Here is a 24,384-nt window from a genome sequence, read left to right on the forward strand (position 1 = left end):
CGGCACAATTCGGATGTCACGTCCCGGCCGGGATCAGGGGCGTCGGCAGGATGCGCTGGGACAGCTCGAGCACCGCGGAGACCGCCGCGGTCTGCTCCGACGGCACCCACGCGATGCCGTGGTGCATGTAGGAGGGGGCGTCACTGAGCCGCACCCAGCGGGCGCCGCGGGGCATGATCGACGCGAGGTCCTCGGCGGCGATCGTGACCCCCATGCCGGTGGCCACGAAGGTCAGCATCATGTACGGGTCGGTGACCTCCTGGGTCACCCGGGGACGGAACCCCGCGGCGGTGCAGCAGCGCACGAGGCCCTCGGCCATGGTCGAGGAGCCGTCCATGGGCATCGAGAGGAAGTCGTCGTCGGCGAGCTGGCGCACCGCGATCTCGGGCTCGTCGGCGAGCGGGTGGTCGACCGGCAGCACGGCGCCCATCTCGCTGCGGGCGATGAGCCGGAAGTCGATGTCGCCGCCGGTGCCGAGGGGAAGGCCCACGAAGGCGATGTCGAGCGTGCCGTTGCGCAGCTTCGCGATGCCGTCGCCGGTGCGCACGCGGCTGACCAGCTGCAGGTCGACATCGGGCAGCTCGCGGCGGATGGCGCGGGCGAGCACGGGGAGCGTCATGTGGTTGAACGCGCCGGAGAACCCGATGCGCACGCTGCCGTGTACCCGCCCGGAAGCGGCGCGGGCGGCGGCGGTCGCCAGGGTGATGTCCTGCAGCACCCGGTAGGCGAGGGGGAGGAGCGCCCGTCCCGCGGGGGTGAGCGAGACGCTGCGCGTGTTGCGGTCGAACAGGCTGGTGCCGATGCTCGATTCCAGCCGGCGGATCGTCTGGCTGAGCGGAGACTGCGCGATGTGCAGCCGTTGCGCGGCGCGGCCGAAGTGCAGTTCCTCGGCGACGGCGACGAAGGCCTCGAGCCAGCGTGCTTCCACGGTTCCTCGTTTCGGGGGAGTGCGGCGGGGTCGCGAGAGTTATATCCTCACGACAATTCAATGATCACATCTTTATGACTCTGCAACACATAGTCAATGCGCAGAGTCCACACGATCCCCGGAGACGCCGATGTCCTCATCCCCCACCCCGCCCGCTCTCGCAGACCTCGCCTCCGCACTCGACCAGGTCGGCATCGTCGTGGCCGACCTCGACGCCGTCGAGGCGGGCATGCGCCTCGTGTTCGGTGTCGAGCCGACCTCGCGGTCGGAGAACCACTATCCGGATGCCACGCACCGCGGCCGCGCGACCGACACGCGCGTCGGGGCGCTCTTCTACCACCTGTTCGGACTCGAGCTCGAGTTCCTCTCGCCTCGTGGCGGCGACGACATCTGGCAGGAGTTCCTCGACGAGCGCGGCCCGGGGCTCCACCACGTGCGCTTCGCCGTCGACGACCACGCCGCCGTCGTCGACGCCCTGGCGCAGCGCGGGATCGCGGTGCGCCAGGAGGGATCGTCGGTGCGAGGCAACGGGGTGCGCTACGCCTACTTCGACACCACCGCCGCGCTCGGGTTCTTCGTCGAGACGCTGTCGAGCCCCGCGGCATCCCGCCCGGCGACGTAGCCGAACGTGAGGCCGGCGCCGACCTGGCAGCCGGCGCCCGGGTACTCGGCGGCCATGACCGAGTCCGCGTCGTTGCCGACGGCGTAGAGCCCCATGATCGGGGCATCGTCGGCGTCGAGCACGTGGGCGCGGGTGTCGGTGCGCAGGCCCAGCGCCGTGCCGAGCGGCGTCGGCACGAGCGGGAGTGCGTAGTACGGCGCCTGCGCGATCGGACCGAGGTTCACGTTCGGCGTGTGCGTCGGGTCGCCGTACTGGCGGCCGAAGCTGCTCTCGCCCTTGTGGAACTCCTCGTCGACGCCGGTCTGGGCGAAGCGGTTGTTGGCGGCGACCGTCGCCTCGAGCCCCGACGGGTCGACCCCGATGCGGGCGGCGAGCGCCGCGATCGAGTCCGCGCGATGGATGTAGCCCTGGCGCACGTAGCGGTCGAGCACCCGCCGCGGGGTGTGCGGGCGGATCATCCCGAGCCCGTACGCGTGCAGGGCGCGCGCATCGATCACGAGCCAGGCCGGGATCGCATCCTGGGCGCCGAGCGACGCGTACATCGCCCGGGTGAAGCGGTGGTACGAGACCGATTCGTCGACGAACCGCGTGCCGCTGCGTCCGACGGCGACGATGCCGGGCTTCGCGCGGTCCCAGATGTGGGGGAACACGACCCGCGACCCGTCGCGGCGCACGCCGATCGAGCTCGGGAACCAGAACGTGTTGTCGCCGTGGTCGGGTCCGAGGGTGCCGCCGGCGGCGACCCCGACCTCGAGCGTCGACCCGGTGGATCCCTCGGAGGCGCGGGTGAATTGGGGGGTGGGATGCGGCATCCGCTCGGCACGCCAGGCGCCCCCGGCCGAGAAGCCGCCGCCGGCGAGCACGACGCCGCGACGGGCGCGCACCCGCCGCTCGACGCCGCCCGCGGCGAGCACGGCGCCCACGACGCGGCCATCCTCGACCACGAGCTCCCGCACCGAGGTGTCGAAGCTCAGCCGCCCGCCGCGCCGGGTGAGCTCGTGCGAGAGCCGGGCGACGAGCGCGTTGCCCATCGCGAGCCGGGTGCCGCGCGGGAACCGCCACAGGTCGAAGAACCACCGCACGCCGAGACGCAGCGCGAGCGCCGCCGCCTTCGGCGACCACTCGAACAGACGCAGCAGCTGTCCCACCTCCGCGCGGCGCACCATCAGGGTGCCGCCGAACAGGGCGAACTCCGGCACGGGGCGACGCACCCGCCGCAGCCCCTCGGGGCCGAGCACGCGGGCGTCGAACACCTCGGGCTCGAGCGCCCGCCCGATGCCGGCGCCCTCGATCTCGGGGTGATAGTCGACCACCGTCGTCGAGTGGTAGAACCGCACACCGAGCCGGTCGAGGTAGTCGATCATCTCGGGACCGCGCTCGAGGTAGGCCTCGCGCAGCTCGCGGGGGGCCTTGTCGCCGACGAGCGTGTCGAGGTAGCGGCTCGCCGCCTCGCGCTCACCGGTGAGGCCGAGGGCGCGCTGATGGCGGTGGTCGGGCATCCAGCAGGTGCCCGCCGAGTACGCCGTGGTGCCGCCGAGGAACTCGGTGCGTTCGGCGACGAGCACGTCGAGGCCGTGGTCGGCGCCGGTCAGCGCGGCGGCGAGGCCGCCCGCTCCCGCGCCGACGACCAGCAGATCGACGGTCTCGTCCCAGGTGTCGGTGGTGCTCATCGGGTGATCTCGCTCTCGTGTCGGGGGTCGGATGCCGCGGCGCGCGCGTCGGCGCGTGCGAGCAGTTCGCGCAGGGCCCGCGCGTTGAGCACGGCCCATTCGCGGGGGGTGAGCTGCGCCTGCAGTGCCGCGTCGGGCACCTCCACGCTCAGCGGGATGTGCGCGGGCAGCGCCGCGATGAGCCGGTCGAGGGGGAAGTCGCCCTGACCGATGACGCGGCGGGCGCGGCGGGCCTCGGTGAGACGGTCCTCGACGGTCGGCCCCGGCGGGAGGGCGGCCCCGTCGCACAGCTGGGCGACCGGCAGCAGCGACGGCTCGAGCGCGGCGACGTCGTCGACGCTGCTCGGACCCCGCTGCAGGTGCAGGGGGTCGATGAGCACGGCGGCGCCGGTCGCGCGGGCGAGGGCCGCGGCATCCGGGATCGACGACAGCGGCTGGTAGCTGATCGGCTCGATCAGGGGGCGGATGCCGTGGGCCGCGGCATCCGCCGTCAGACGCGCGAGCGTGTCGGTGAGGCGTCCGCGATCGGGGTCCGCGCCGGCGACGGTGAGGCCGGTGGCGCCGAGGGCGGCCCCCGATTCGAGCACGGGCAGCCAGTCATCGGCGGTCACCTCGGCCGTCAGCGGCAGGAACTCGATGTCCTCGACGACGAGACCGGTGTCCGCGAGGCGCAGGCGGGTCTCGGCGAGCATCGGCGAGCGGGCGTCCATCGGGTAGGCGCGTTCGTTCGCCGTGACGGCCTTCACCCGCAGTCCGACGAAGTCGAAGCCGGCCTGCGCCGCGGTCGCGACGACCTCGGGAGGGGTGAGGTTCAGCAGCGTCAGATGGGCGACGCCGAGCCGCCGGGTCATCGGGTCGCCTCGACCTCGGCGCGCGCGAGCTCGCGGCCCGCGAGGAACCCGAACGTGAGCGCGGGGCCGATGTTGACGCCGCCGGCGGGATAGTGGCCGCCCATGACGTTCGCCTGGTCGGCGCCGACGGCGTAGAGCCCGGCGATCGGGTGCCGAGCGTCGTCGAGCACCCGCGAGCGCGCGTCGGTGTCGAGGCCGGCGAACGTGCCGAAGGATCCCGGCAGGATGCGCACGGCGTAGAACGGGCCGCGTTCGAGCGGCGCGAGGGACGGGTTCGGATGACTCGACGGGTCGCCGCCGTAGCGGTTGAAGGGGGTGCTGCCGCGGCCGAACTCGGGGTCGACGCCCGCTCGCGCCGCGGTGTTGAAGCGCTGCACGGTGTCGATGAGGCCCTGTTCGTCGATGCCGCAGCGGCGGGCGAGCTCGCCGAGGGTGCGGGCCTTGGTGAGGTAGCCGCTGCGCACGTAGGGGAACAGCGGCACGGGCCGAGGCTTCGCCATGCCCAGCGGGAAGCGGCGCACGAACCGTGCGTCGGCGATCTGCCAGGCCTGCACCGGCTCGCCCTCGGGTGCCGCCTCGAACAGGGCGGTCACGTAGTCGTAGTAGCCGTTCGCCTCGTTGACGAAGCGACGCCCGGTGCTCACGACGCCGATCGAGCCGGGCTTCGCGCGGTCCATGATGTGCGGGAAGGTGCCGACCCGGCCGTTGCGGTAGGGCACGAGGGAGACGGGGCACCAGGCGCCCGCCGAGGCCCCGGTGCGCACGTGGCCGCCGGCGCTCTCGCCCAGGCGGATGCCGGTGCCGTCGGCGGTGGCGGGGGCGAGGGTCCAGTGGTCGCGGCCGCCCGGCGTGCGGGGGAACAGTTCGCCGCGACGGGGGATGTCCCGGGGGAACCCGCCGGCGGCGAGCACCACGCCGTGCCGCGCGGTGACGTGCAGCGGGCCGTCGGGAGAGGTGGCGGCGACCCCGACGACGCGCCCGTCGGCGTCGCGCTCGAGCGCGGTGGCCGGGGTGTTCACGCGGATGTCGACCCCGGCGTCCTCGGCGGACTGCAGCAGACGGCCGACCAGCGCGGTGCCGTTGACGAGCTGCAGGCCGCGCCGGTGGGTCACGAGGTCGATCAGATGCAGGCCGACCCGCCAGAAGCAGTGCCAGATGCCGCGCAGGCTGCCGCGGGCCGCGGCGAGGAACGCGCCGAGGTCGGGACCGGCCATGATGCCCATCCCGAGGAAGGAGGTCTCGTACAGCTGCCCGCGCAGCAGGCGGCGGGTGCGCCGGCTGAGGCGGCGGGCGTTGAGGGGGCGGGGTGCCGCGGATCGGTTGCCGGTGCCGGCGTGCGGCAGGTCGCCGTAGATGTCGTTGATGCGGCTTCCGGGCACGAACTGCAGGGCGGTGCGCGTGTGGAAGAACTCGACCATCTCGGGCGCCCCGTCGAGGAACGCGGCGATCCGCTCCTCGTCGAAGTCGGCGCCGAGCGCGGCCCGCAGGTAGGCCGTGACGTCCTCGGCCGACTCGTCGACGCCGGCCTCGTGGGCGAGCAGCGTGCGCGGCGCCCAGAGCCAGCCGCCCGACCAGGCCGTGGCGCCGCCGCACACGTCGGCCGCCTCGAGCACGAGCACACGTGCGCCGTGGTGCGCCGCGGCGACGGCGGCGGCGAGCCCGCCCGCGCCGGCGCCGACGACCACCACGTCGTAGGCGAGATCGGTGTCGTCGTCGACTGCTGCCATGAGGTCCTCCATCGGCCCTGTCGGTGGGATCCTCGCGCGCACACTCTATGTAGACGGTGCACTTAATGGGGATCAATCCGTGTGGCGCAACGATATACACGCGATCGCGGCATCTGCAATGCCGGTCTGGACGAACCTCGGATGCCGCGTTAGTCTGTTCGCAGAAAGAACATGCGTTCGCTCAACGAACATCACCCCGACGGAGCACCATGATCGACAAAGTCGTCGCCGACCCGGCGGCCGCCGTGCGCGGCATCCGCGACGGAGCCACCGTGATGATCGGCGGCTTCGGTCGTGCGGGTCAGCCGGTCGAGCTCATCGACGCCCTCATCGCGCAGGGTGCCGGCGACCTGACGATCGTCGCGAACAACGCCGGCAACGGCGACACCGGCCTCGCGGCGCTGCTCGCCGCACGCCGCGTGCGCCGTATCGTCTGCTCCTTCCCCCGCCAGAGCGACTCGTGGGTGTTCGACGGTCTCTACCGCGCCGGGGAGATCGAGCTCGAGCTCGTGCCGCAGGGCAATCTCGCCGAGCGCATCCGCGCCGCCGGCGCCGGCATCGGCGGCTTCTTCTCCCCGACCGGCGTGGGCACCGAGCTCGCCGCGGGCAAGGAGACCCGGGTCATCGACGGTCGCACCTACGTGCTCGAACAGCCGATCCGTGCCGACATCGCGCTCATCAGCGCGCTGCGCGGCGACCGCTGGGGCAACCTCGTCTTCCGCGAGACCGCGCGCAACTTCGGCCCCGTGATGGCGACCGCCGCCACCGTGACCGTCGCCCAGGTCGACGAGATCGTGCCGCTCGGCGCGATCGACCCCGAGTCCGTCGTCACGCCCGGCATCTTCGTCGACCGCGTCGTCGCGGTGGGCGAGCGCGCGTGGCTCGACGACGGCGTGTTCGTCGGCGGCGTCGACCTCGAAGGACGCGCCGCCGCGGCATCCGCCGGTGAGGGGAGAGCCCGATGACCACCCGCATCTCGCGCGCGGAGCTCGCGCGCCGCATCGCCGCCGACATCCCCGAGGGGTCGTACGTGAACCTCGGCATCGGCGCCCCGACCCTCGTCGCCAACTTCCTGCCCGACGACCAGGAGATCGTGCTGCACACCGAGAACGGCCTGCTCGGCATGGGCGGTGCGCCCGACGACGGCCTCGTCGACCCCGACCTCATCAACGCGGGCAAGCAGGCGGTCACCGCCCTCGCCGGAGCCGCCTACTTCCACCACGCCGACTCGTTCGCGATGATGCGCGGCGGCCACCTCGACGTGTGCGTGCTGGGTGCGTTCCAGGTCGCCGAGAACGGCGACCTGGCGAACTGGTCCACCGGGGAGCCGGGTGCGATCCCCGCGGTCGGCGGCGCGATGGACCTCGCCATCGGCGCGAAGGCCGTCTACGTCATGACCGACCTCCTCACCAAACAGGGCGAGTCCAAGCTCGTCGCCGCGTGCTCCTACCCGCTCACCGGCGTCGGTTGCGTCTCGCGGGTGTACACCGACCACGCCGTCTTCGACGTCACCCCCGACGGCTTCGCCGTGCGCGAGGCGTTCGGCGACACGACCGTCGACGACCTGCGCGCCCTCACCGGGCTCGCGCTCGCCGACGCCACCGCCGAGGAGCACTGATGCCCGCCGCTTTCGTCTACGACGCCGTCCGCACCCCCTTCGGCCGAGGTGGCGGCGCCCTGTCGGGCGTGCGCCCCGACGACCTCGCCGCCGTCGTCATGAGCGCGAGCGTCGAGCGCGCGGGCATCGATCCCGCCCGCATCGCCGACGTCATCTTCGGCGACGCGAACCAGGCCGGCGAGGACAACCGCAACGTCGCCCGATTCGGGGCTCTCCTGGCAGGTTTCCCCACGAGCGTCACGGGGGTCACGGTCAACAGGCTGTGCGCCTCGTCGCTCGAGGCGGCGATCCAGGGGGCCCGCGCGATCGAGTCGGGCGACGCCCGCATCGTGCTCACCGGCGGCGTGGAGTCGATGAGCCGCGCCCCGTTCGTCGTCGAGAAGTCGCCGAAGCCATGGCTGGCGACGGGCAACCAGACGATGTGGAACACGTCGATCGGCTGGCGCATGGTCAACCGCGCGCTGCCGACGCCGTGGACGATCAGCAACGGCGAGTCGGCCGAGAAGATCGCCCGCGAGTGGGGCATCGACCGCGACGCGCAGGACGCCTTCGCGGTGCGCTCGCACCGGCTCGCCGCACAGGCCTGGGCGGACGGTGTGTACGCCCCCGAGATCGTCGCCGTGCCCGGTGTCGACCTGGCGCGCGACGAGGGCATCCGCGACGACACCTCGGTCGAGAAGCTCGCGGGGCTGAAGGCCCTCTTCGCCGCCGACGGCAGCGTCACCGCGGGCAATTCCTCCTCGATCAACGACGGCGCCTCCGCCGTGCTGCTCGCCGCCGAAGGGGAGATCGAGGGGGAGCCGCTCGCGCGCATCGCGGGCCGGGCGACCCACGGGGTCGACCCCGACGTGTTCCCCATCGCGCCGATCGAGGCGGCGAACAAGGCGCTCGCCGCAGCCGGTCGCACCTGGGCCGACGTCGACGTGGTCGAGCTGAACGAGGCGTTCGCGTCGCAGTCGCTCGCGTGCATCGCCGGCTGGCCCGACCTCGATCCCGCGAAGGTCAACGTGCACGGCGGCGCCATCGCGATCGGTCACCCGCTCGGGGCCTCCGGGGGTCGGGTGCTCGGTCACGCCGCGCACGAGCTCGCCCGTCGCGGTGGCGGCGTCGCCGTGGCGGCGCTGTGCATCGGGGTCGGTCAGGGCCTCGCGGTGGTGCTGGAAAGATAGAGCGATGACCGACGCGACGCCGCCCGACGCCGACGGCGCCCGCGCGTCCGAGGACTTCGTGCAGTCGCTCGCCCGGGGGCTCGCCGTCATCCGCGCCTTCGACGCCGATCACGCGCAGCTCACCCTCAGTGAGGTCGCCCGGCGCACCGAGATCCCCCGCGCGGCCGCGCGACGGTTCCTACGCACGCTCGAGACCCTCGGCTATGTGCGGACGGATGCCGCGGCCGCCACCTTCGCGCTGACGCCCCGGGTGCTCGACCTCGGGTTCAGCTACCTGTCGTCGCTCACGCTGCCGGAGCTTGTGCAGCCCCACCTCGAACGCCTCTCGCGCGAGGTGGACGAGTCGGTGTCGGCATCCGTGCTCGACGGCGGCGACATCGTCTACATCGCCCGCGTGCCGACCCGCCGCATCATGAGCGTGCGCATCACGATCGGCACCCGGTTCCCCGCGTTCGCGACGAGCATGGGCCGGGTGCTGCTGGCCGACCTCGACGAGGCCGACGCGCTCGCGCGGATCGCCGCCTCCGGCGACCGCCACACTCCGGCGGAGGCGGCGCGTCAGCTCGCCGCGGTGCGCGAGCAGGGGTACGCGATCGTCGACGGCGAGCTCGAGCCGCTGCTCGTCTCCGCCGCCGTCGCGGTGCGCGACCGTGCCGGCCGGGCCGTCGCCGCGGTCAACGTGGCGACCTCGGGCGGGCCCGGTACCGCTGAGCGCCTCGCCGAGACCGTCGTGCCGCTGCTGATCGACGCGGCGGCCGCGGCATCCGCCGATCTGAGCCGCTGAGCGCCTGACCGCTGAGCCGCTGGCCCTGACCGCTCAGCCGCCCCGTCGTCAGCTGACCTGGCGGGCGGCGCCGAGCGCGACGTACTCGCCGGGCTCCGGCACCTCGACGGGCACGCCGAACACCAGCGGCGCGATCTGCTGCACGGCCGTCGAGCGCGCGGCGCCGCCGATGAGCAGCACCCGGTTCACCGGCACCCCGAGGCCGCGCAGCGCGTCGATGCCGGCGCCGAGTCCCGACAGCATGCCCTCGACCGCCGCGCGCGCGAGGTTCTCGCGCGTCGTCGAGGCGAGCGTCATGCCCTCGAGGCTCGCCGTCGCGTCGGGCAGGTTGGGCGTGCGCTCACCCTCGAAATAGGGGATGAGTCGCAGTCCCGCGGCACCCGCCGGGGCGGCGAGGGCGAGCCGGCTGAGCTCGTCGAGGTCGACGCCGAGCAGTCGTGCGATCGCATCGAGCACCCGCGCGGCGTTCAGGGTCACCACGATCGGCAGGAAGTTGCCGTCTGCGGCGGCGAACCCCGCCACCGTGCCGGTCGGGTCGATCGTGCGCTCGGCGCTCACGCCGAACACGGTGCCGCTCGTGCCGATCGACACGATCACATCTCCGGGCACGGCGCCCACGCCGAGCGCGGCGCCCGCGTTGTCGCCGGCGCCGGCACCGACGCGGCGGCCCGCGGCATCCGTCACCTGCTCGTCGTGAGCGAGCACGCGGGGAAGACGCGCGTCATGGCCGAGCGCGGCGACGAGCAGGTCGCGGTCGTAGTCCCCGGTCGCGGGGCTCCAGTAGCCCGTGCCCGACGCGTCGGAGCGGTCGGTCACGAGCTCGTCGAAGCGCGGCTCGGCGCCTGCCACCGGCCCGAAGCCGCGCAGTCGCCACGTGAGCCAGTCGTGCGGCAGCGCGACCGCGGCGACCCGGGCGGCGGCCTCGGGCTCGTGATCGCGCAGCCAGCGGAGCTTGGTGATCGTGAAGGATGCCACGGGCACCACGCCCGAGCGCTCGGCGAGGTCGTCGGCACCGAACTCGGCGATGAGATCGCGGGCGGCGCCCGCCGAACGGGTGTCGTTCCACAGCAGCGCGGGCCGCACGACCTCACCGGTCGCGTCGAGCGCCACCATGCCGTGCTGCTGGCCGCCGATCGCCCACGCCTCGACGTCATCGAGACCGCCGGCGGCGGCGATCGCCTCCTGCAGCGCCTCCCACCACCGTTCCGGGTCGACCTCGGAGCCGTCGGGGTGCGACGCCCGACCCTCGCGCACGACCCGGCCGGTCGCGGCATCCACGATCAGCACCTTGCACGACTGCGTGGACGAGTCCACGCCCGCGACGAGCGCCATCGCCGTTCTCCCCGCCGCCGGTCAGCGCGCGCCGAGCAGGTGCTCGGTCGCGAGCTGCTGCAGACGCACGAAGCCGAACCCGCGGGCGCCGAAGTAGGCGCTCGCGTCGAAGTCCTCGTAGGCGCTGCGGTCGGCGAGCAGGTCGTCGTAGCTCTCGCCCGCGCCGAGGGTGGGCGTCTGCAGCTCGAGCACGCGGGCAGCCTGCAGGGCCTCCTGCACTTCGGGGTCGGCGCGGAAGGCCGCGGCGCGCTCCTTGAGCAGCAGGTAGGTGCGCATGTTGGCGGCGGCGGAGTCCCACACGCCGTTCTCGTCCTCGGTGCGGCTGGGCTTGTAGTCGAAGTGGCGGGGGCCGGTGTACGCCTGGCCGCCGTCGGGGCCGCCGTTCTCGAGCAGATCGACCAGCGCGAACGCATTGTGCAGGTCGCCGTGGCCGAAGACGAGGTCCTGGTCGTACTTGATGCCCCGCTGGCCGTTGAGATCGATGTGGTAGAGCTTGCCGTGGTACAGCGCCTGGGCGATGCCGGCGGCGAAGTTCAGCCCCGCCATCTGCTCGTGTCCGACCTCGGGGTTGAGGCCGACGAGCTCGGGGCGCTCGAGCGACTCGATGAACGCGAGTGCGTGACCGACGGTCGGCAGCAGGATGTCGCCGCGGGGCTCGTTCGGCTTCGGCTCGATCGCGAAGCGGATGTCGTAGCCCTTGTCGGTGACGTAGTCGCCGAGCAGGTTGACCGCCTCGCGGTAGCGCTCGAGGGCCGAGCGGATGTCCTTCGCAGCGTCGTACTCGGCGCCCTCGCGGCCGCCCCACATCACGAAGGTCTTCGCGCCGAGCTCGGCGGCGAGGTCGAGGTTGCGCAGCACCTTGCGCAGCGCGAAGCGGCGCACCTGGCGGTCGTTCGAGGTGAAGCCGCCGTCCTTGAAGACGGGCGCGGAGAAGAGGTTGGTGGTGACCATCGGCACGATGAGGCCGGTCGCCGCGAGAGCGCCCTTCAGGCGGTCGATCTGGTGCTGGCGCTCGGCGTCTGTCGAGCCGAACGCGAACAGGTCGTCGTCGTGGAAGGTGAGCCCGTAGGCGCCGAGCTCGGCGAGCTTCTCCACCGCATGCACCACGTCGAGGGCCGGACGGGTCGGGCCGCCGAACGGGTCGGCGCCGTTGTAGCCGATGGTCCAGAGACCGAACGAGAACTTGTCGGCGGCGGTGGGCGTGGTCATGGTGCTCCTTCGCATCAAATTGTTGTGAGCGACAACATACTACACTCGGGACATGGCCGCATCCGTTCCCGCCGTGCGCGAGGAGAATCTCGCGCACGTGCTCGACCTGCTGCGTCGCGACGGCGCGCAGACCCGGTCGGAGCTCGTGCAGGCCACCGGCCTGAATCGCTCCACGATCGCCGCCCTCGTCGCAGAGCTCGACGCGGACGGCCTCGTCACCGAGTCGCTGCCCGGTGCCGGCGGCGGAGTCGGCCGCCCCTCGCCGGTCGTGACCGTCGCGTCCGCGCCCGTCGCGATCGCGGTCAACCCGGAAGTCGATGCCGTCACCCTCGCCGCCGTGCGCCTCGACCAGACCCTCGCCGTGCGCGAGCGCGTGCCGTTCCGCCGACCCCCGACCGCTGCGGAGGTCGCCGGCCTCGTCGCCCGCTGGATCCCCGAGACACTGGATGCCGCGGCACACCGGGTCATCGGCGTCGGACTCGCCGTGCCCGGTCTCGTGCGTTCCAGTGACGGGGTCGTCGTCGACGCGCCCCACCTCGGCTGGCGCGACGACGCCCTCGCGCAGCGCGTCGGGGACGCGGCATCCGTACCGACCTTCGTCGCCAACGACGCCACCCTCGGCGCCCTCGCCGAGCACCGCTACGGCGCCGGCCGCGACGCGTTCGACATCGTCTACCTCAACGGCGGCGCGAGCGGCATCGGCGGCGGGCTCATCGTCGGCGGTGTGCTCGTGCGCGGCGCCGCCGGCTTCGCGGGGGAGTTCGGCCACAACCGGCCGGGCATCATCGCCGCCGCCGACCGCCGTGCCGACGACGGGGTGCTCGAGGACGAAGTCGCCCAGGCGCGCCTGTTCGCGGCGCTCGGCGTCTCGCCCGGCGACGGCGCCGACCTCGGCGAGGCGATGGCCGCCGCCGGACCCTCGGGGCGCCTCGAGATCGCGCGCCAGCGCCGCATCCTCGCGACGGCGCTCGCGAACGCCGCGAACGTCATGAACCCGGCGGTGGTGATCCTCGGCGGGTTCCTCGCGGCCCTCGCCGACGTCGACCTCGCCGGACTCACCGCCGACGTGCGCGCCCAGACGATGGCGGGCATCGCCGATGTCGAGGTGCGCGTCGCGGCGCTCGGCGACGACCGCCTGCTGGTCGGCGCCGCCGATCTGCCGTTCGAGGGGCTCATCTCCGGGCTGCGCGCGGCCCGCGGCTGAGGCGCGCGACCGCTCCGGGGGTGGTGATGGTGCGCCGACCGGCCGTCGGCCGACGCGGGAGCGAGCGCCCCGGCGCCGACCGCCGTGCCGGCCTCAGCCCGCGACCGGTTCGGATGCCGCGGCCGCCGCGAGCCGCACAGTGAGGGCGTCGAGCCACCCGCCTACGCTCTCGCGGGCCGTAGGAGTGTCGGGGTAGCGGCAGCGCAGGTGCAGCCCGGTCTCGTTCGCGATGAACCAGATCATCACGTTGTCGGTCGGCAGCACCGCCGACACGTATTGCGGCTCGAGGGCCGGATCGATGCGCGCCGGCATCCGGCGCATGTCGAGCCAGGAGATCGCGAACATCCCGGGCGCGGGCGGCACGTGGCCGAACCGGTCGAAGATCGGGGCGAGCGGGTAGGCGCCGAGCCGTACGGCCTCGTCGATCGCGGCCGCCGCGGCGGACGGCTCCGGGTCGGTCACCTCGAGCACCGCGTTGGTGATGTACCAGCCGACCGAGTCGCGCCACCGGGCCTCGCCGCGGGAGTGCACCGGGAAGACCGCGCGCAGCGGCGCATCCGCCAGGTCGCGGAACAGGCGTGCGAGCTCCGACACGGCGAGGGCGATGACCCGGATGCCGCGCGCCCGCGCCCGTTCCTCGAGGGAGCGCAGCTGCATCCCGTCGATCACGTCGCGCACCTCGACGATGGCCTCGACCGGAGCGCTCACGTCGCCGAGCGGGAGCGGGAACACCGGCATCCGCCCGCCGCCCGCGCGCAGGATCTCGTTCCATCGCTCGGTGATCTCGGGCGGGGTGTCGGGCATCGCCGCGAGCGCGCGGGTGTGGTCGGCGAACGGGGCGGCGGGAGCGGCATCCGTCGTCTCGCCCTCGAGCGCCGCGCGCACGTCGTGCGCGAGGATCAGCAGCGACCACATGTCGACGTGGGAGTGGTCGCTCGCGAGCACGACGACCGGGCGCGCGTCGGCCGCGTCCGGCTCGGGCTCGACGACCGCGAGCAGGTACGACGGCGCCGCGAACGGGCGGCACTCCGCGTCGAGCAGACCGCGCAGCGCGTCACGGGTCGTGCCGGGCACGTCGTGGGTGCGCCAGGTGCCGCCGTCGACGGATGCCTCGTGCAGCCGTACCCGTCCGGCATCGAGCGAGAACACCGTGCGCAGCGTGCCGTGACGCGCGATGGTGCGCTGCCAGGCGTCGGCGAGGGCGTCGCGATCGGCGGCGACGGGAAGGCGGAACGCGACGGCCATCCACGATCCCGGGCGGTCGCCGTGGCCCACGTGCCGGCCCTGGTCGAACGACACCGGCACCTCGCGCGACGGATCGATCGTCGCCCGCACGGCGTAGCTGTGCAGGGTGCCCTGCGGGAGGGCCATCTGGGCGACGGTGGTGAGGCGCATGGCGTCGTAGTGTAGGGGTCACACGTTTCGCGAAAAGAACGCAGGAGGCGTCGTGCCGGCTTTCCAGGTGCGCGGAGCGATTCTCGACTACGACGTCACCGGAACCACGGGTCCCCTCGTGGTGCAGCTGCACGGTTTGACGTCCAGTCGCGAACGCGACGGCCAGCTCGGACTCAACCTCGCCCGCGCGCTGCGCGGACATCGGATCCTGCGTTTCGACGCCCGCGGACACGGGCTGTCGACGGGCACGCCGGTCGAAGCGGACTACGGCTGGAACCGTCTCGCCGACGACCTGCTGGCGCTGCTCGACCACGTCGCACCGGGTGAGACCGTGCACGGCATCGGTCCGTCGATGGGAACCGGCACCCTGCTGCACGCGGCCGTCGCCGCACCTGAGCGGTTCCGTTCGCTCACCCTCGTCACCCCGCCGACCGCGTGGAAGAGCCGTATCGCGCAGCGCGAGACGTATCTGGCGAACGCCGAGATGGTCGAGCACGGCGGCATCGCCGCGTTCGTGCAGCACGGGTCGACGGCACCGGTGCCGCCCGCGCTCGCCGACGCGCCCGCGACGAGCATCACGATCCCCGAGGACCTCCTCCCCACCGTCATGCGCGGGGCGGCGGCGACCGACTTCCCGAAGAAGAAGGCGATCGCGAAGGTCGAGGTGCCGACGCTCATCCTCGCGTGGAGCGGCGACCGCACGCATCCGCTCAAGACAGCGAACCTGCTGCACGAGCTGCTCGGTCACAGCCGGGTCGTCGTCGCGCGCACGCCCTACGGCGTGATGGCCTGGCCGGGCCTGTTCGCCGAGTTCGTCACGATGGTCGAGCAGAGCGAGGCCGCGTGAGCGAGCGGATGCCGCCCCTCGAGGTGCGACCGATCGAGACCACCGACGAGGTGTTCGCGGCGGCCGCGCTGCTGCGCCGCGTCTGGGGCGGAGATCAGGACGCCGTGCCGACCAACCTCATGACCGCGCTCGCGCACGGCGGCAACTACGTGTTCGCCGCGCACGAGGGCGACGAGATGGTCGCGGCGTCCATCGCGTTCTTCTCGGCGCCCGCCCTCAGCGCGCTGCACTCGCACGTCACCGGCGTCGCGCCGGGCCTGCGCGGGCGCGGCCTCGGCCGCCAGCTCAAAGAGCACCAGCGCGCCTGGGCGGCAGAACGCGGCATCGCGCGCATCACCTGGACGTACGACCCTCTCGTCGCCCGCAACGCGCACTTCAACCTCACGCGCCTCGGCGCCCGCGCCACCGAGTACCTCGTCGACTTCTACGGGCCGATGAACGACGGCATCAACCGGGGCGACGCGACCGATCGGGTGTTCGTCGAGTGGGATGTCGCCGGTCCCCCCGCCCCGGCTCCCGCCGACGACGAGGTGATCGCGACGGTGCCGGTGCCCTCCGACATCGAGGCGCTGCGCGCGGCCGGCGACCCGGATGCCGCGGCCTGGCGGCTGCGGGTGCGCGATGCGCTCGTCGGGCACCTGGCGGCCGGCCACCGCATCGGCGGCTTCGCCGCCGACCGCGGCTACCTCATCATGCGCTGACGGCCGCGGGCGGGCCCGGTGCGCCCGACGCATCCGTCCCATCAGGCGTTCCGGCCTGCCGGGGGCGGGCACTCCTGCGCGGCGCGCGGGCATGGCCGAAAGCCGCGCACACCTGGCCGTCGCTGCACGCCGGGTGGGGTGCGGCATCCGTCAGGATGAGCACATGACCGCCGCATCCCGACGCATCGTCGACCTGTCGCATCCGATCCGCGCCGGACTCGTCACCTACCCGGGCCTGCCGGCCCCGACGATCACCTCGCACCTCACCCGCGAGGACTCGCGGGCGCGCTACGCGCCGGGCACCGAGTTCGCGATGGACATCATCACGATGATCGGCAACACCGGCACCTACCTCGACTCGCCCTACCACCGCTACGCCCAGGGCCCCGATCTCGCCGGTCTCGACCTCGCGACGCTCGTGGGCCTGCGGGCCGAGGTCTTCTCGCTCACCGACGCCTGGACGCCCGGGGCGCGCGGCATCGGTGTCGACGCGCTCGCCGGTCGCGACCTGCGCGGTGCGGCCGTGCTGCTGCACACCGGCTGGGACCGCCACTTCGGCACTCCCGCCTACGGCGCGGGCGCGCCGTTCTTGACCGGCGAGGCCGCCGAGTGGCTCATCGCCGAGGGCGTGACGCTCGTCGGCATCGACTCGCTCAACATCGACGACACCGAGTCGGGCGGGGAACGTCCGACGCACTCGGCGCTGCTCGCCGCGGGCGTGCACGTCGTCGAGCATCTGACGAGACTCGGGGATGTCCCGGCGTCCGGTGCGCGCTTCACCGCCGCGCCGCCGGCGGTCGAGGGGTTCGGCACCTTCCCGGTGCGCGCGTTCGCCGAGATCGACTGACGCGCTGGACACCGGGCGGCCGCCGGCGGAGCATGACGGGATGGTCCCTGCAGACAGCACTCCCTACCGCCGCGACGACGGCGAGCTGCTCGGGTGGATCCGTCCCCTCGGTGATGCCTGGGTCGCCGTCGACCTGCTGGGGCGCGCGGTATCCGGCGCACAGGACTGGCTCGACGCCGAAGACGCTCTCGAGGCCGGAGGGCTGGCGTGGCTGGCCGAGCCGTGGGTGCTCATGCGCGGCGGCGTCGATCTGCGCGTGCGCCTGGTGGAGATCACCCCTGACGCCGGCCGGGTCGTCGTGAAGACCGACGACTTCGGTGCGATCGATGCGCCGCACGAGGTCATCGTCCTGCCGTGGCCGGCGCCCGAGTCGCTGCGGCCGTGGCGGGTGGGAGACCCCGACGGTCGCGAACTGTTCGCCTGAGGGGAGCGCCGCTACGACACCGTCGGGGGCGCGTACGCGAGCTGCGCGGTGAGGTGTCCGCGCTCGCGGCTCACGATCTGTGCGCGTCCCGGGATGGATGCCGCGGGCTTCACCCGCCCGATCAGTGCGCCCTCCTCGGGGTTGCCGCTGAGCAGGATGCCTGTCGTGCCGAGGTCGGTGAACCGCTGGATGATCGGGTCGTAGGCGGCCCGACTCGCCCCGCCCGCGCGGCGCGTGAGGATGACGTGCAGACCGAGGTCGCCCGCCTGCGCGAGCAGCGGCTGCAGCACAGCGAGCGGGTTGCCCTGACTCGTGGCGACGAGGTCGTAGTCGTCGACGAGGATGAAGCCTTCGGCGCCCGTCCACCACGACCGCTGCCGCAACTGTTCGGGCGACACGTCGGGGCCCGGGATGCGGCCGGCGAAGAACGCGGCGAGCTCGCTGAGGCCGCCCGTCGCCATCTCGTGCGAGGTCAGGTAGGCGCCGAGGTAGTCAGACGGGATCTCGCCGAGAAGCGATCGGCGGTAGTCGACGACGAAGATCTTCGCCTCGCTGGCGCTGTAGTGGCGCGTGATCTCCTGCACGATGCCCCGCAGGAACGACGACTTGCCCGACCCGGCATCGCCGTAGAGGAAGAGGTGCGGCTCCACGGCGGGATCGATGCCGAACGGGGCGAGCTGTGCTTCGTCAATGCCGAGCAGGAACCGGCGCGAGGAGGGGTCGGATTCCGCGCGCACCGCGTCGAGCGTGATGCGCTCGGGCAGCAGGCGCAGCTTCGGCCCGGCGGGGCCGCGCCAGGCGGCGGCGGTCTGGGCGACGAGGTCGCTGACCCCGCCCGCGAGCCCGGCGGGGTCACCGTCGCCGTCGACGCGGGGGAGCGCCGTGAGCATGTGGAGCCGGTTCTGCGCGAGCCCGTGTCCCGGGCGTCCGGCGGTCACGTTGAGGGCCTGCTTGCGGTCGATCTCGGAGTCGGTCGGGTCGCCGAGCCTCAGCTCTATGCGGGTCTGGATGAGGTCCTTCAGGCTCGCGCGGATCTCGAGCCATCGGTTGGCGGTGACGACGACGTGCACTCCGAAGCTTAGACCGCGGGCGGCGATCGCCTGGATCCGGGGTTCGAGCGGCTCGTATTCGGTACGCAGCGTCGCCCATCCGTCGACGATGAGGAAGACGTCGCCGTATCCGTCGTCGACGAGCCCCGCACCACGGCGCTGTCGGTAGGTGTCGATGGAGTCGATCGCGTGCTGGCGGAAGAACTGCTCCCGAGCATCGATGATCTGCTCGATCTCGGCGACCGTCCGTCGCACCGCCTCCTCTTCGGTGCGGGTCGCGAGCCCCGCCACGTGCGGATGCCTCTGCAGGCCTGTGAACGTGCCGCCGCCGAAGTCGAGCACGTAGAACTGCACCTCGAGGGGCGTGCGTGTGAGGGCGACGGCGGTGAGAAGGGTGCGCGCGACGGTGGACTTTCCGCTCAGGGGGCCGCCGACGATCGCCACGTGGCCGGCGGCCCCGCCGAGAGCGACCACGAGGTTTTCGCGGCGCTGTTCGAGGGGGACGTCGACGATCCCGAGCGGCACGACGAGCGACCCGGCCGCGCGCCAGCCCGGCGAGACGAGCCCGAGCTGCGGGTCCGCGACGAGATCGGGCATGAGCTGGTCGAGCGTGGCGGGCACCTCGAGCGGGGGCAGCCACACCTGGTGCGCGGCGGGGCCGCGACCGCTCATGCGCTCGACCGCGATCTGGAAGGTCGAACGTTCTTCGACCTCCACGACCGGCTCGGATGTCTCCGCCACCGCGGGGGTCGCGGCATCCGTGTGCTGCGCGACCGCCGTGAACAGTTCGATCTCGGCATTGCCGGCGATGCCGTCGCCGGCGTCGACGCTGCGGCGGGAGCGCGATGTCTTCGGGGGCCCGGACACATAGGCCGCGCGGAACTGCACGAGGTTCTCGGTGTCGGCCTTGAGGTATCCCACTCCGGGCTCCTGAGGGAGCGTGTACGCGTCGGGAACGCCGAGCACGCTGCGGGATTCGGCGGCGGAGAAGGTGCGCAGACCGATGCGGTAGGAGAGGTAGGTGTCGAGACCGCGCAACTTGCCCTCCTCGAGTCGCTGTGACGCGAGCAGCAGATGCACCTGCAACGAGCGACCGACGCGGCCGATGTTGATGAAGCTGTCGACGAACTCGGGTTTGGCCGACAGCAGCTCACTGAACTCGTCGGCGACGATCAGCAGCGCGGGGAGCGGTTCGAGGTCGCTGCGGCCGTTCTTGCGCGCCTTCTCGTAGTCGCTGACGTTGGCGAAGTTCCCGGCGGAGCGCAGCAGTTCCTGCCGCCGCACCACCTCGCCCTGCAGGGCATCCTGGAAGCGGTCGACCAGAGCGAGCTCTTGACCGAGGTTGGTGATGATCGCCGAGACATGCGGCATCCCGGCCATGCCGGCGAAGGTCGCGCCGCCCTTGAAGTCGACGAGCACGAAGTTGAGCTGCTCGGGGGAGTGGGTGAGGGCGAGCGCGAGCACGAGGGTGCGCAGCACCTCCGACTTCCCGGAGCCGGTGGCGCCGATGAGCACACCGTGGGGTCCCATGCCCTGCTGCGCGGCTTCCTTCAGGTCGAGCACGAGGGCGGCGCCCGAGGTGTCCTGTCCGATCGGCACCCGCAGCCGGTCGCGTTCGAGACGGGGAAGCCACGTGCGATCGACGTCGATGTCACGCACGTCGGGTAGAGCGAGCAGCTCGACGAGCTCTCGCTGAGCACTGCCGGTCTCGCCGGTGGACGCCGTCGGCTGGGAGTGCAGCGGCAGCAGTCGCCGGGCGGTCGCCTCGGCTTCGACGATCGTCACGGTATCGGGCGTGAAGGGCACGGCTGCGCGACCGAGGTGGATGAGCTCGCTGACCGTGCGCCCCTCGGTCGGCAGGGCGATGCGCAGGGTGCCGTGGTCGTCGAGGTCGCTCCACCGTTCGGGGAGTTCGAGTACCGTGACGCCGGCCATGCCCTCGCCGCCGACGATCGGATGCCCCGCGGGCAGCCGTACCCCGTCGACGAGGATCACGATGTGCGGGCTCGTGCGGGTGTCGCGGCCGAATCGCGGACGCTCGCGCAGACCCGCCGGAAGCAGGTCCTCGAGAGTGTCGAGATCGGAGGCGATCAGGCGTGCGGGCCCGACGCGATCCTCCACCCGCACCGATTGCGCGTGCGGCAGCCACTTCGCCCATTCCCAGTGGGGCAGTTGCGAGGGCCCGGCGAGAACGGCGATCTGGAGGGTGTCGGGGTCGTGGAGGGCGGCGAGGCCGATGACCATCGATCGCGCGAGCGCCCGCACGGCGTCTTCGTCGGAGCCGATGATCTCGGTGCGGGCGTCGTCCCCGAGGTCGACGGCGAGCGGCAGCGCGGGCTGGATCTCGTGGGTGAGCATGAACCGGTGCGCCGCGCTCGCGGCGACCGGGTCGAGTTGAGCGAGCGAAGGGAGCTCGGGCGCCTCGAGTGTGATGCACAGCGGCTGATCGGACACTCCCACACGGGTGCGGAGGAAGGCGTCGTCTGTCCCGGCCCGTTCCCAGACGCGGGTGCGCTCCTCGGCGAGGAACGGGAGCGCGGCGGGGGCCGGGTGGATCCAGTTCCCGTGCCGGCGTTGCTGGCGGGCCGCGCTGCGCACGGTATCCCGCAGCTCCGAGAGGTAGGCGAGGTACTCGCGCCGGTTGGCAAGCACCTGCGCGGCTCGCTGCGAGCGCTGTCGCCACCCGTTCACGGCGACGAAGCCGAGCGACGACAGCAGGAACATGCCTCCGGTGATGAAGCCGGTCGGCCCGGCGTTGGAGATCGTCACCATCACGATCGCGCCGACCGAGCCGATCATCGGGAGCAGTGAGGTGAGGATGCCCCCGGCCCCGTCGGCGGGGACGAGCTCGGGAGGAGGTTGCACGAGGATCTTGCCGCTGGGCACGCGCGGAGGTGCGAGTCGCGGTGTTCCGCTCATCCGGGTGCTCCCTCGGTGCGTCTCGGGCCCTACCGGCCGTGTGACCGGGCGGCGGGGCTGGCTGTCAGTGGTGGCGGGGCGTCGCCCGGTCAGGCGCGTCCGCCCGCTCCGGCGCCCTCCGAGCGCGGACCCAGGTCGACGTCCTCCTCGAGCTTCGGTGCGACCGGGCCGCCGAGGCCGCGGCCGCCGCGCTTCCCGTCGCCGTTCGCCGAGCCCGGGGCGCCGCCGCCCAGCATGCCGCCCGCGGCGCCGCTTCGCGTCCCCGACGTTTCGGTGGGGGCGGCCGTGGCCGCTCCGGCAGCCGACGAGCGGGCGCCGCCGAGAAGTCCTCCGGAACCGCTGCGGGCGTCGGCGCCCAGGCCGCCCGACCCGCCGGAGGAGCCCGCCCCCCTGCCGCCGGCGAACGCTCCCGCGCCCGGGGTCGCGTCGGCCGTGGCCGCCGCGGTGAGGCCCGCACCGGCGTACCGCGCGCCGGCTCCGAGCATCGCGGCACCGGCGATTCCGGCGCCCGCCCCGAACCCGCCGGGGGTGGCCGGAGTGAGAGTCGACGCGCCTCCCTGCAGTCCCGTGCCGGCTCCGCTCCCTATGACCGTTCCCGGGGCGAAGCTCGTTCCCCCGGAGCCGAGCGGACCGTCCGGTGTCAGCACGATGTCGTTTCCCCCGGTCCAGCTGCCGTCGCCGGTCTGCACGGTGTGGTCGGTCACACCGGGCACCGTGGCCGCTGTGGGAACGGGCGGTGCGGTGACGGTGTTCGCGGTGTGCGTCGTCGATGTGCGCGCCGGCGGCGTCGCCGGCGTGTCTGTCCCATCGGGTGCCGTGTCGAGGGTGAATCGGCTGAAGCCGTCAGCGGACAGCAGTGGGAACCGGGGTTGATCGGACATCGATGCCGCGATGCCGCTCGACGCAGCGGTCACGGCCTTGTGCGCGGCGGCCTCGCGCTGGGAGCTCATCCACTGATTGATCTGGTCGACCGCGAACGGCCCGGCGATGACCGAGATCGGCCCGAGGGGGAGGGTCAGTCCCGTCGCCGCCCCACGCACGAGCGCCTCCTGGGTTCCGTCGAGAGATCCGTTCGGGAGCGCGGCGAGCGCGGAGCGGGCGGACGCCCGCTCGGCATTCGCCTGCGTGATGGCGGCCTGGAAGACGCCGATCGCCGCGGTGAGCTGGTCGATGGCCGTCGCCGATGTGCGGAGCGTCTCTGACGCGGCGAGGGCCGCCTGTCCGGTCAGTCCGTTGTCGTCCGACGCCGCCCGGAGCACCGTGGCGAGGTCGGGGAGGAGGCTCTGCAGCTGCGGCAGGTTCGCCTGCGACCAGTCGCCGACCTGAGCGAGCTGGATGAGTCGTTGTTCGTAAGGCCCGGGGTTGCTCATCCTGCATCCTTCCGTTGAGGACTTCGTGCGCGTGTTCGACGGATGACGAGCACCGTCGTCACGGCGAGGCCCGCGACCACGAGCAGGCCCGCCGCGCCGAGAGCGATCGGAACGCCCCCGCTCGACTCGGGGGAGGCGACGGTGCCCGCTCCGGAGGGCACGGGACTCGGCGTCGCGGAGGACGTGGAGGCGCCGCCGCTGCGGGCGCCTGCGAACTGCTGCGCCGTGGGGAGGCCCGACGACTTCCCCATGAGGGGATTGGTGTCGGGATAGGACGCGGGGTCGGCGCTCAGCATGCCCGCGAGGAGTGCGCCGCCGTATCCGTATCCCTGTGCGACAGCGAGGTTTCCGTTCGTCGTCCCGCTTGCGTGGTGGATGAGCGACTGGATGAGTTGATTCCCGGTCGCCGACGGATACTTCTCTTTCGCCAACGCGAGCATTCCCGCCACCAGCGGCGTCGCGAGCGATGATCCCGAGGAGGTCCCTGCGATCCAGCTGCCGTCGCTCGCGCCGGCGGGGGTCGAGATATCGACACCGGGGGCCGCCACGGTGACGTCGTCGTTGATGACGGGAGTGCCGGCGGGGTTCTCCAGAAGGCTCCCGGTCGAGGAGATCGCCGACACGGCGACGACGCCGTTCGCGTCCCACGGATAGGTCGACGCGGACCCGTTCGCGTTCGGAGTGCCCGCCACGATCACGACGCCGGCGGCGAGGGCGCGGGCGATCGCCGAGTAGTACTCGGCGGGGACGGCGGGCCCACCGGTCGAGATGCTGATGATCTCCGCGCCGTTGCGCACCGCTTCGTCGATGAGGGCGCCGTAGAGGTCGGTGCGCTGACCGTCCGCCGTCTGCACCCCGCACGCAGGGTCGGTCGAGTTCAGCGGCGCCACGTAGTAGTCGATGGTGGCCTTCGGAGCGATGCCCCGGATCTCCCCGGGGCCGGCGCCTGTGCCCACCAGGAGCGACGCCACGGAGGTGCCATGACCGGAGTCCTCGGTGTACGTGGTCGTGGTCGCCGCGGAGCCGTCGCACGCCGGCCCGTGGGTGACGATGTCCGCGCCCACGAGTGCGGGGAACTCGGTGTTCACCGGTCCGTCAATGACCGCGATGGTGACGCCGGAGCCGTCGATGCCCGACGAGTGGAGCTGCGCGAGGTTGTACTTGGCATACCACCAGTTGCCATCGGTCGTCGCCGCGGCCGACGCGGCGGAGGGCACGAGCGCGAGCGCGGTCGCGGCGACGAACGCCGTCGCCGCCGCGATGCGCGGTGCGGCGAACCTCACGATCCGTCGACCCAGGCGCTCGCCACGGCGGAGCTGTCGGTCTGCGCGGCTCCTGCGGGTGGCGGCGGTGCCGAGGCGGCGGACGGTGCGGCCGCGACGTCGATGGCGTGCTCGAGCATCCCCGCTGTCAGTGCAGAGAGGTCATCGGATGCCACGAGGCGCTGGGCGGCCGCCTTCAACGCGTCGGAATGCTCGGTGATGACGGTCTGGATGCCGGTCACGGAGTCGGCCAGCGTCGATGCGTTGCGTGCGAGCCAGGCGTAGAACGTCGCTTCGGCCGCTTCCGTCGAGTGCCCGTCGACGTGCGTCAGCTCTTCGGACGTCGGCAGCTGCGCCGACTGGATGAGCAGTTTCTCGGCCTGGTTCTGCACGGCCTCGAAGTTCACACCGAGCCACGACATGTCAGCGCCTCCCCCTCTTGGATCGGATCAATTC

At 72.8% G+C, this 24,384-nt stretch carries 21 protein-coding genes; 10 read left to right on the top strand and 11 right to left on the bottom strand.

All coding sequences use genetic code 11. The annotated features are described in order from the left end of the window. Nucleotides 1-16 precede the first annotated feature (16 nt). Nucleotides 17-928, bottom strand: coding sequence for a LysR substrate-binding domain-containing protein (locus tag BGO15_RS12955; protein WP_056206372.1), 912 nt, complete (start codon nucleotides 926-928; stop codon nucleotides 17-19). 130 nt (nucleotides 929-1,058) lie between these two features. Here BGO15_RS12955 and BGO15_RS12960 point away from each other — a divergent pair, with 130 nt between their 5' ends. Beyond that, nucleotides 1,059-1,550, top strand: a complete 492-nt coding sequence (locus tag BGO15_RS12960; protein WP_056206374.1) for a VOC family protein — start codon at nucleotides 1,059-1,061, stop codon at nucleotides 1,548-1,550. Here BGO15_RS12960 and BGO15_RS12965 read toward each other — a convergent pair. From BGO15_RS12965 to BGO15_RS12975, 3 genes are read right to left on the bottom strand one after another with little or no spacing between them, the layout of a single operon-like run. Beyond that, nucleotides 1,472-3,220 (bottom strand): FAD-dependent oxidoreductase, encoded by a 1,749-nt coding sequence (locus BGO15_RS12965; protein ID WP_056518863.1) that lies wholly within the window; start codon nucleotides 3,218-3,220, stop codon nucleotides 1,472-1,474. The genes BGO15_RS12960 and BGO15_RS12965 overlap by 79 nt on opposite strands. Next, nucleotides 3,217-4,071, bottom strand: a complete 855-nt coding sequence (locus BGO15_RS12970; RefSeq protein ID WP_056206381.1) for a sugar phosphate isomerase/epimerase family protein — start codon at nucleotides 4,069-4,071, stop codon at nucleotides 3,217-3,219. Before BGO15_RS12970 ends, BGO15_RS12965 begins: the two co-directional genes overlap by 4 nt. After that, nucleotides 4,068-5,798 (bottom strand): FAD-dependent oxidoreductase, encoded by a 1,731-nt coding sequence (locus BGO15_RS12975; RefSeq protein WP_056518899.1) that lies wholly within the window; start codon nucleotides 5,796-5,798, stop codon nucleotides 4,068-4,070. The genes BGO15_RS12970 and BGO15_RS12975 overlap by 4 nt, the downstream gene beginning before the upstream one ends. Nucleotides 5,799-6,007: 209 nt before the next feature. Here BGO15_RS12975 and BGO15_RS12980 point away from each other — a divergent pair, with 209 nt between their 5' ends. Genes BGO15_RS12980 through BGO15_RS12995 form a run of 4 tightly spaced genes read left to right on the top strand, consistent with a single transcriptional unit; the run spans nucleotide 6,008 to nucleotide 9,369 of the window. Further along, the gene (locus BGO15_RS12980; protein ID WP_056206383.1) at nucleotides 6,008-6,763 is read left to right on the top strand and encodes a 3-oxoacid CoA-transferase subunit A; all 756 of its coding nucleotides are present in this window, start codon (nucleotides 6,008-6,010) and stop codon (nucleotides 6,761-6,763) included. Beyond that, nucleotides 6,760-7,416, top strand: coding sequence for a 3-oxoacid CoA-transferase subunit B (locus tag BGO15_RS12985; RefSeq protein ID WP_056206385.1), 657 nt, complete (start codon nucleotides 6,760-6,762; stop codon nucleotides 7,414-7,416). Before BGO15_RS12980 ends, BGO15_RS12985 begins: the two co-directional genes overlap by 4 nt. Then, entirely contained in the window at nucleotides 7,416-8,585 is a 1,170-nt protein-coding gene (locus tag BGO15_RS12990; protein WP_056518861.1) for a thiolase family protein, read from the top strand. Before BGO15_RS12985 ends, BGO15_RS12990 begins: the two co-directional genes overlap by 1 nt. A 4-nt stretch (nucleotides 8,586-8,589) precedes the next feature. Next, nucleotides 8,590-9,369 (top strand): IclR family transcriptional regulator domain-containing protein, encoded by a 780-nt coding sequence (locus BGO15_RS12995; RefSeq protein WP_056206388.1) that lies wholly within the window; start codon nucleotides 8,590-8,592, stop codon nucleotides 9,367-9,369. Nucleotides 9,370-9,417: 48 nt separating this feature from the next. On the opposite strand, the gene xylB is transcribed toward BGO15_RS12995, so the two are convergent. Together xylB and xylA are read right to left on the bottom strand one after the other, a co-directional pair. Further along, a complete protein-coding gene (gene xylB, locus BGO15_RS13000) occupies nucleotides 9,418-10,701 on the bottom strand; it encodes a xylulokinase (RefSeq protein ID WP_056206389.1) in 1,284 nt (427 codons plus the stop codon). A 21-nt stretch (nucleotides 10,702-10,722) separates the two neighbouring features. Continuing rightward, entirely contained in the window at nucleotides 10,723-11,910 is a 1,188-nt protein-coding gene (gene xylA, locus BGO15_RS13005) for a xylose isomerase (protein ID WP_045246355.1), read from the bottom strand. Nucleotides 11,911-11,962: 52 nt separating this feature from the next. Here xylA and BGO15_RS13010 point away from each other — a divergent pair, with 52 nt between their 5' ends. Next, complete coding sequence (locus BGO15_RS13010) at nucleotides 11,963-13,114, top strand: ROK family transcriptional regulator (protein ID WP_045246353.1); 1,152 nt, start codon at nucleotides 11,963-11,965, stop codon at nucleotides 13,112-13,114. A gap of 93 nt (nucleotides 13,115-13,207) precedes the next feature. Here the strand turns inward: BGO15_RS13010 and BGO15_RS13015 are convergent, their stop codons facing one another. Further along, nucleotides 13,208-14,509: a hypothetical protein gene (locus tag BGO15_RS13015; protein ID WP_056206391.1), complete on the bottom strand. Its 1,302-nt coding sequence runs from the start codon at nucleotides 14,507-14,509 to the stop codon at nucleotides 13,208-13,210. Between the two features lie 52 nt (nucleotides 14,510-14,561). Here BGO15_RS13015 and BGO15_RS13020 point away from each other — a divergent pair, with 52 nt between their 5' ends. From BGO15_RS13020 to BGO15_RS13035, 4 genes are all read left to right on the top strand, one after another. Then, nucleotides 14,562-15,356 carry an alpha/beta fold hydrolase gene (locus BGO15_RS13020; protein ID WP_045245939.1) on the top strand — a complete coding sequence of 265 codons (795 nt, stop codon included), beginning with the start codon at nucleotides 14,562-14,564 and terminating at the stop codon, nucleotides 15,354-15,356. Beyond that, a complete protein-coding gene (locus BGO15_RS13025) occupies nucleotides 15,353-16,057 on the top strand; it encodes a GNAT family N-acetyltransferase (protein WP_235557386.1) in 705 nt (234 codons plus the stop codon). Before BGO15_RS13020 ends, BGO15_RS13025 begins: the two co-directional genes overlap by 4 nt. A gap of 163 nt (nucleotides 16,058-16,220) precedes the next feature. After that, a complete protein-coding gene (locus BGO15_RS13030) occupies nucleotides 16,221-16,904 on the top strand; it encodes a cyclase family protein (protein WP_045245936.1) in 684 nt (227 codons plus the stop codon). A 40-nt stretch (nucleotides 16,905-16,944) separates the two neighbouring features. Continuing rightward, entirely contained in the window at nucleotides 16,945-17,328 is a 384-nt protein-coding gene (locus tag BGO15_RS13035) for a hypothetical protein (protein ID WP_056206394.1), read from the top strand. A gap of 11 nt (nucleotides 17,329-17,339) precedes the next feature. Here the strand turns inward: BGO15_RS13035 and eccCa are convergent, their stop codons facing one another. The 4 genes from eccCa to BGO15_RS13055 form a co-directional block, all read right to left on the bottom strand. Continuing rightward, on the bottom strand, nucleotides 17,340-21,296 hold the full coding sequence (gene eccCa, locus BGO15_RS13040) for a type VII secretion protein EccCa (RefSeq protein WP_056518859.1): 3,957 nt from the start codon (nucleotides 21,294-21,296) through the stop codon (nucleotides 17,340-17,342). An 89-nt stretch (nucleotides 21,297-21,385) separates the two neighbouring features. After that, entirely contained in the window at nucleotides 21,386-22,666 is a 1,281-nt protein-coding gene (locus BGO15_RS13045) for a hypothetical protein (protein WP_273190104.1), read from the bottom strand. Further along, nucleotides 22,663-23,949 carry a S8 family peptidase gene (locus BGO15_RS13050; RefSeq protein ID WP_056518857.1) on the bottom strand — a complete coding sequence of 429 codons (1,287 nt, stop codon included), beginning with the start codon at nucleotides 23,947-23,949 and terminating at the stop codon, nucleotides 22,663-22,665. Before BGO15_RS13050 ends, BGO15_RS13045 begins: the two co-directional genes overlap by 4 nt. Beyond that, nucleotides 23,946-24,350 (bottom strand): hypothetical protein, encoded by a 405-nt coding sequence (locus tag BGO15_RS13055; RefSeq protein ID WP_056206400.1) that lies wholly within the window; start codon nucleotides 24,348-24,350, stop codon nucleotides 23,946-23,948. The genes BGO15_RS13050 and BGO15_RS13055 overlap by 4 nt, the downstream gene beginning before the upstream one ends. Nucleotides 24,351-24,384 lie beyond the last annotated feature (34 nt).

This window comes from Microbacterium sp. 71-23, from assembly GCF_001897265.1.
Taxonomy (GTDB): domain Bacteria; phylum Actinomycetota; class Actinomycetes; order Actinomycetales; family Microbacteriaceae; genus Microbacterium; species Microbacterium ginsengisoli.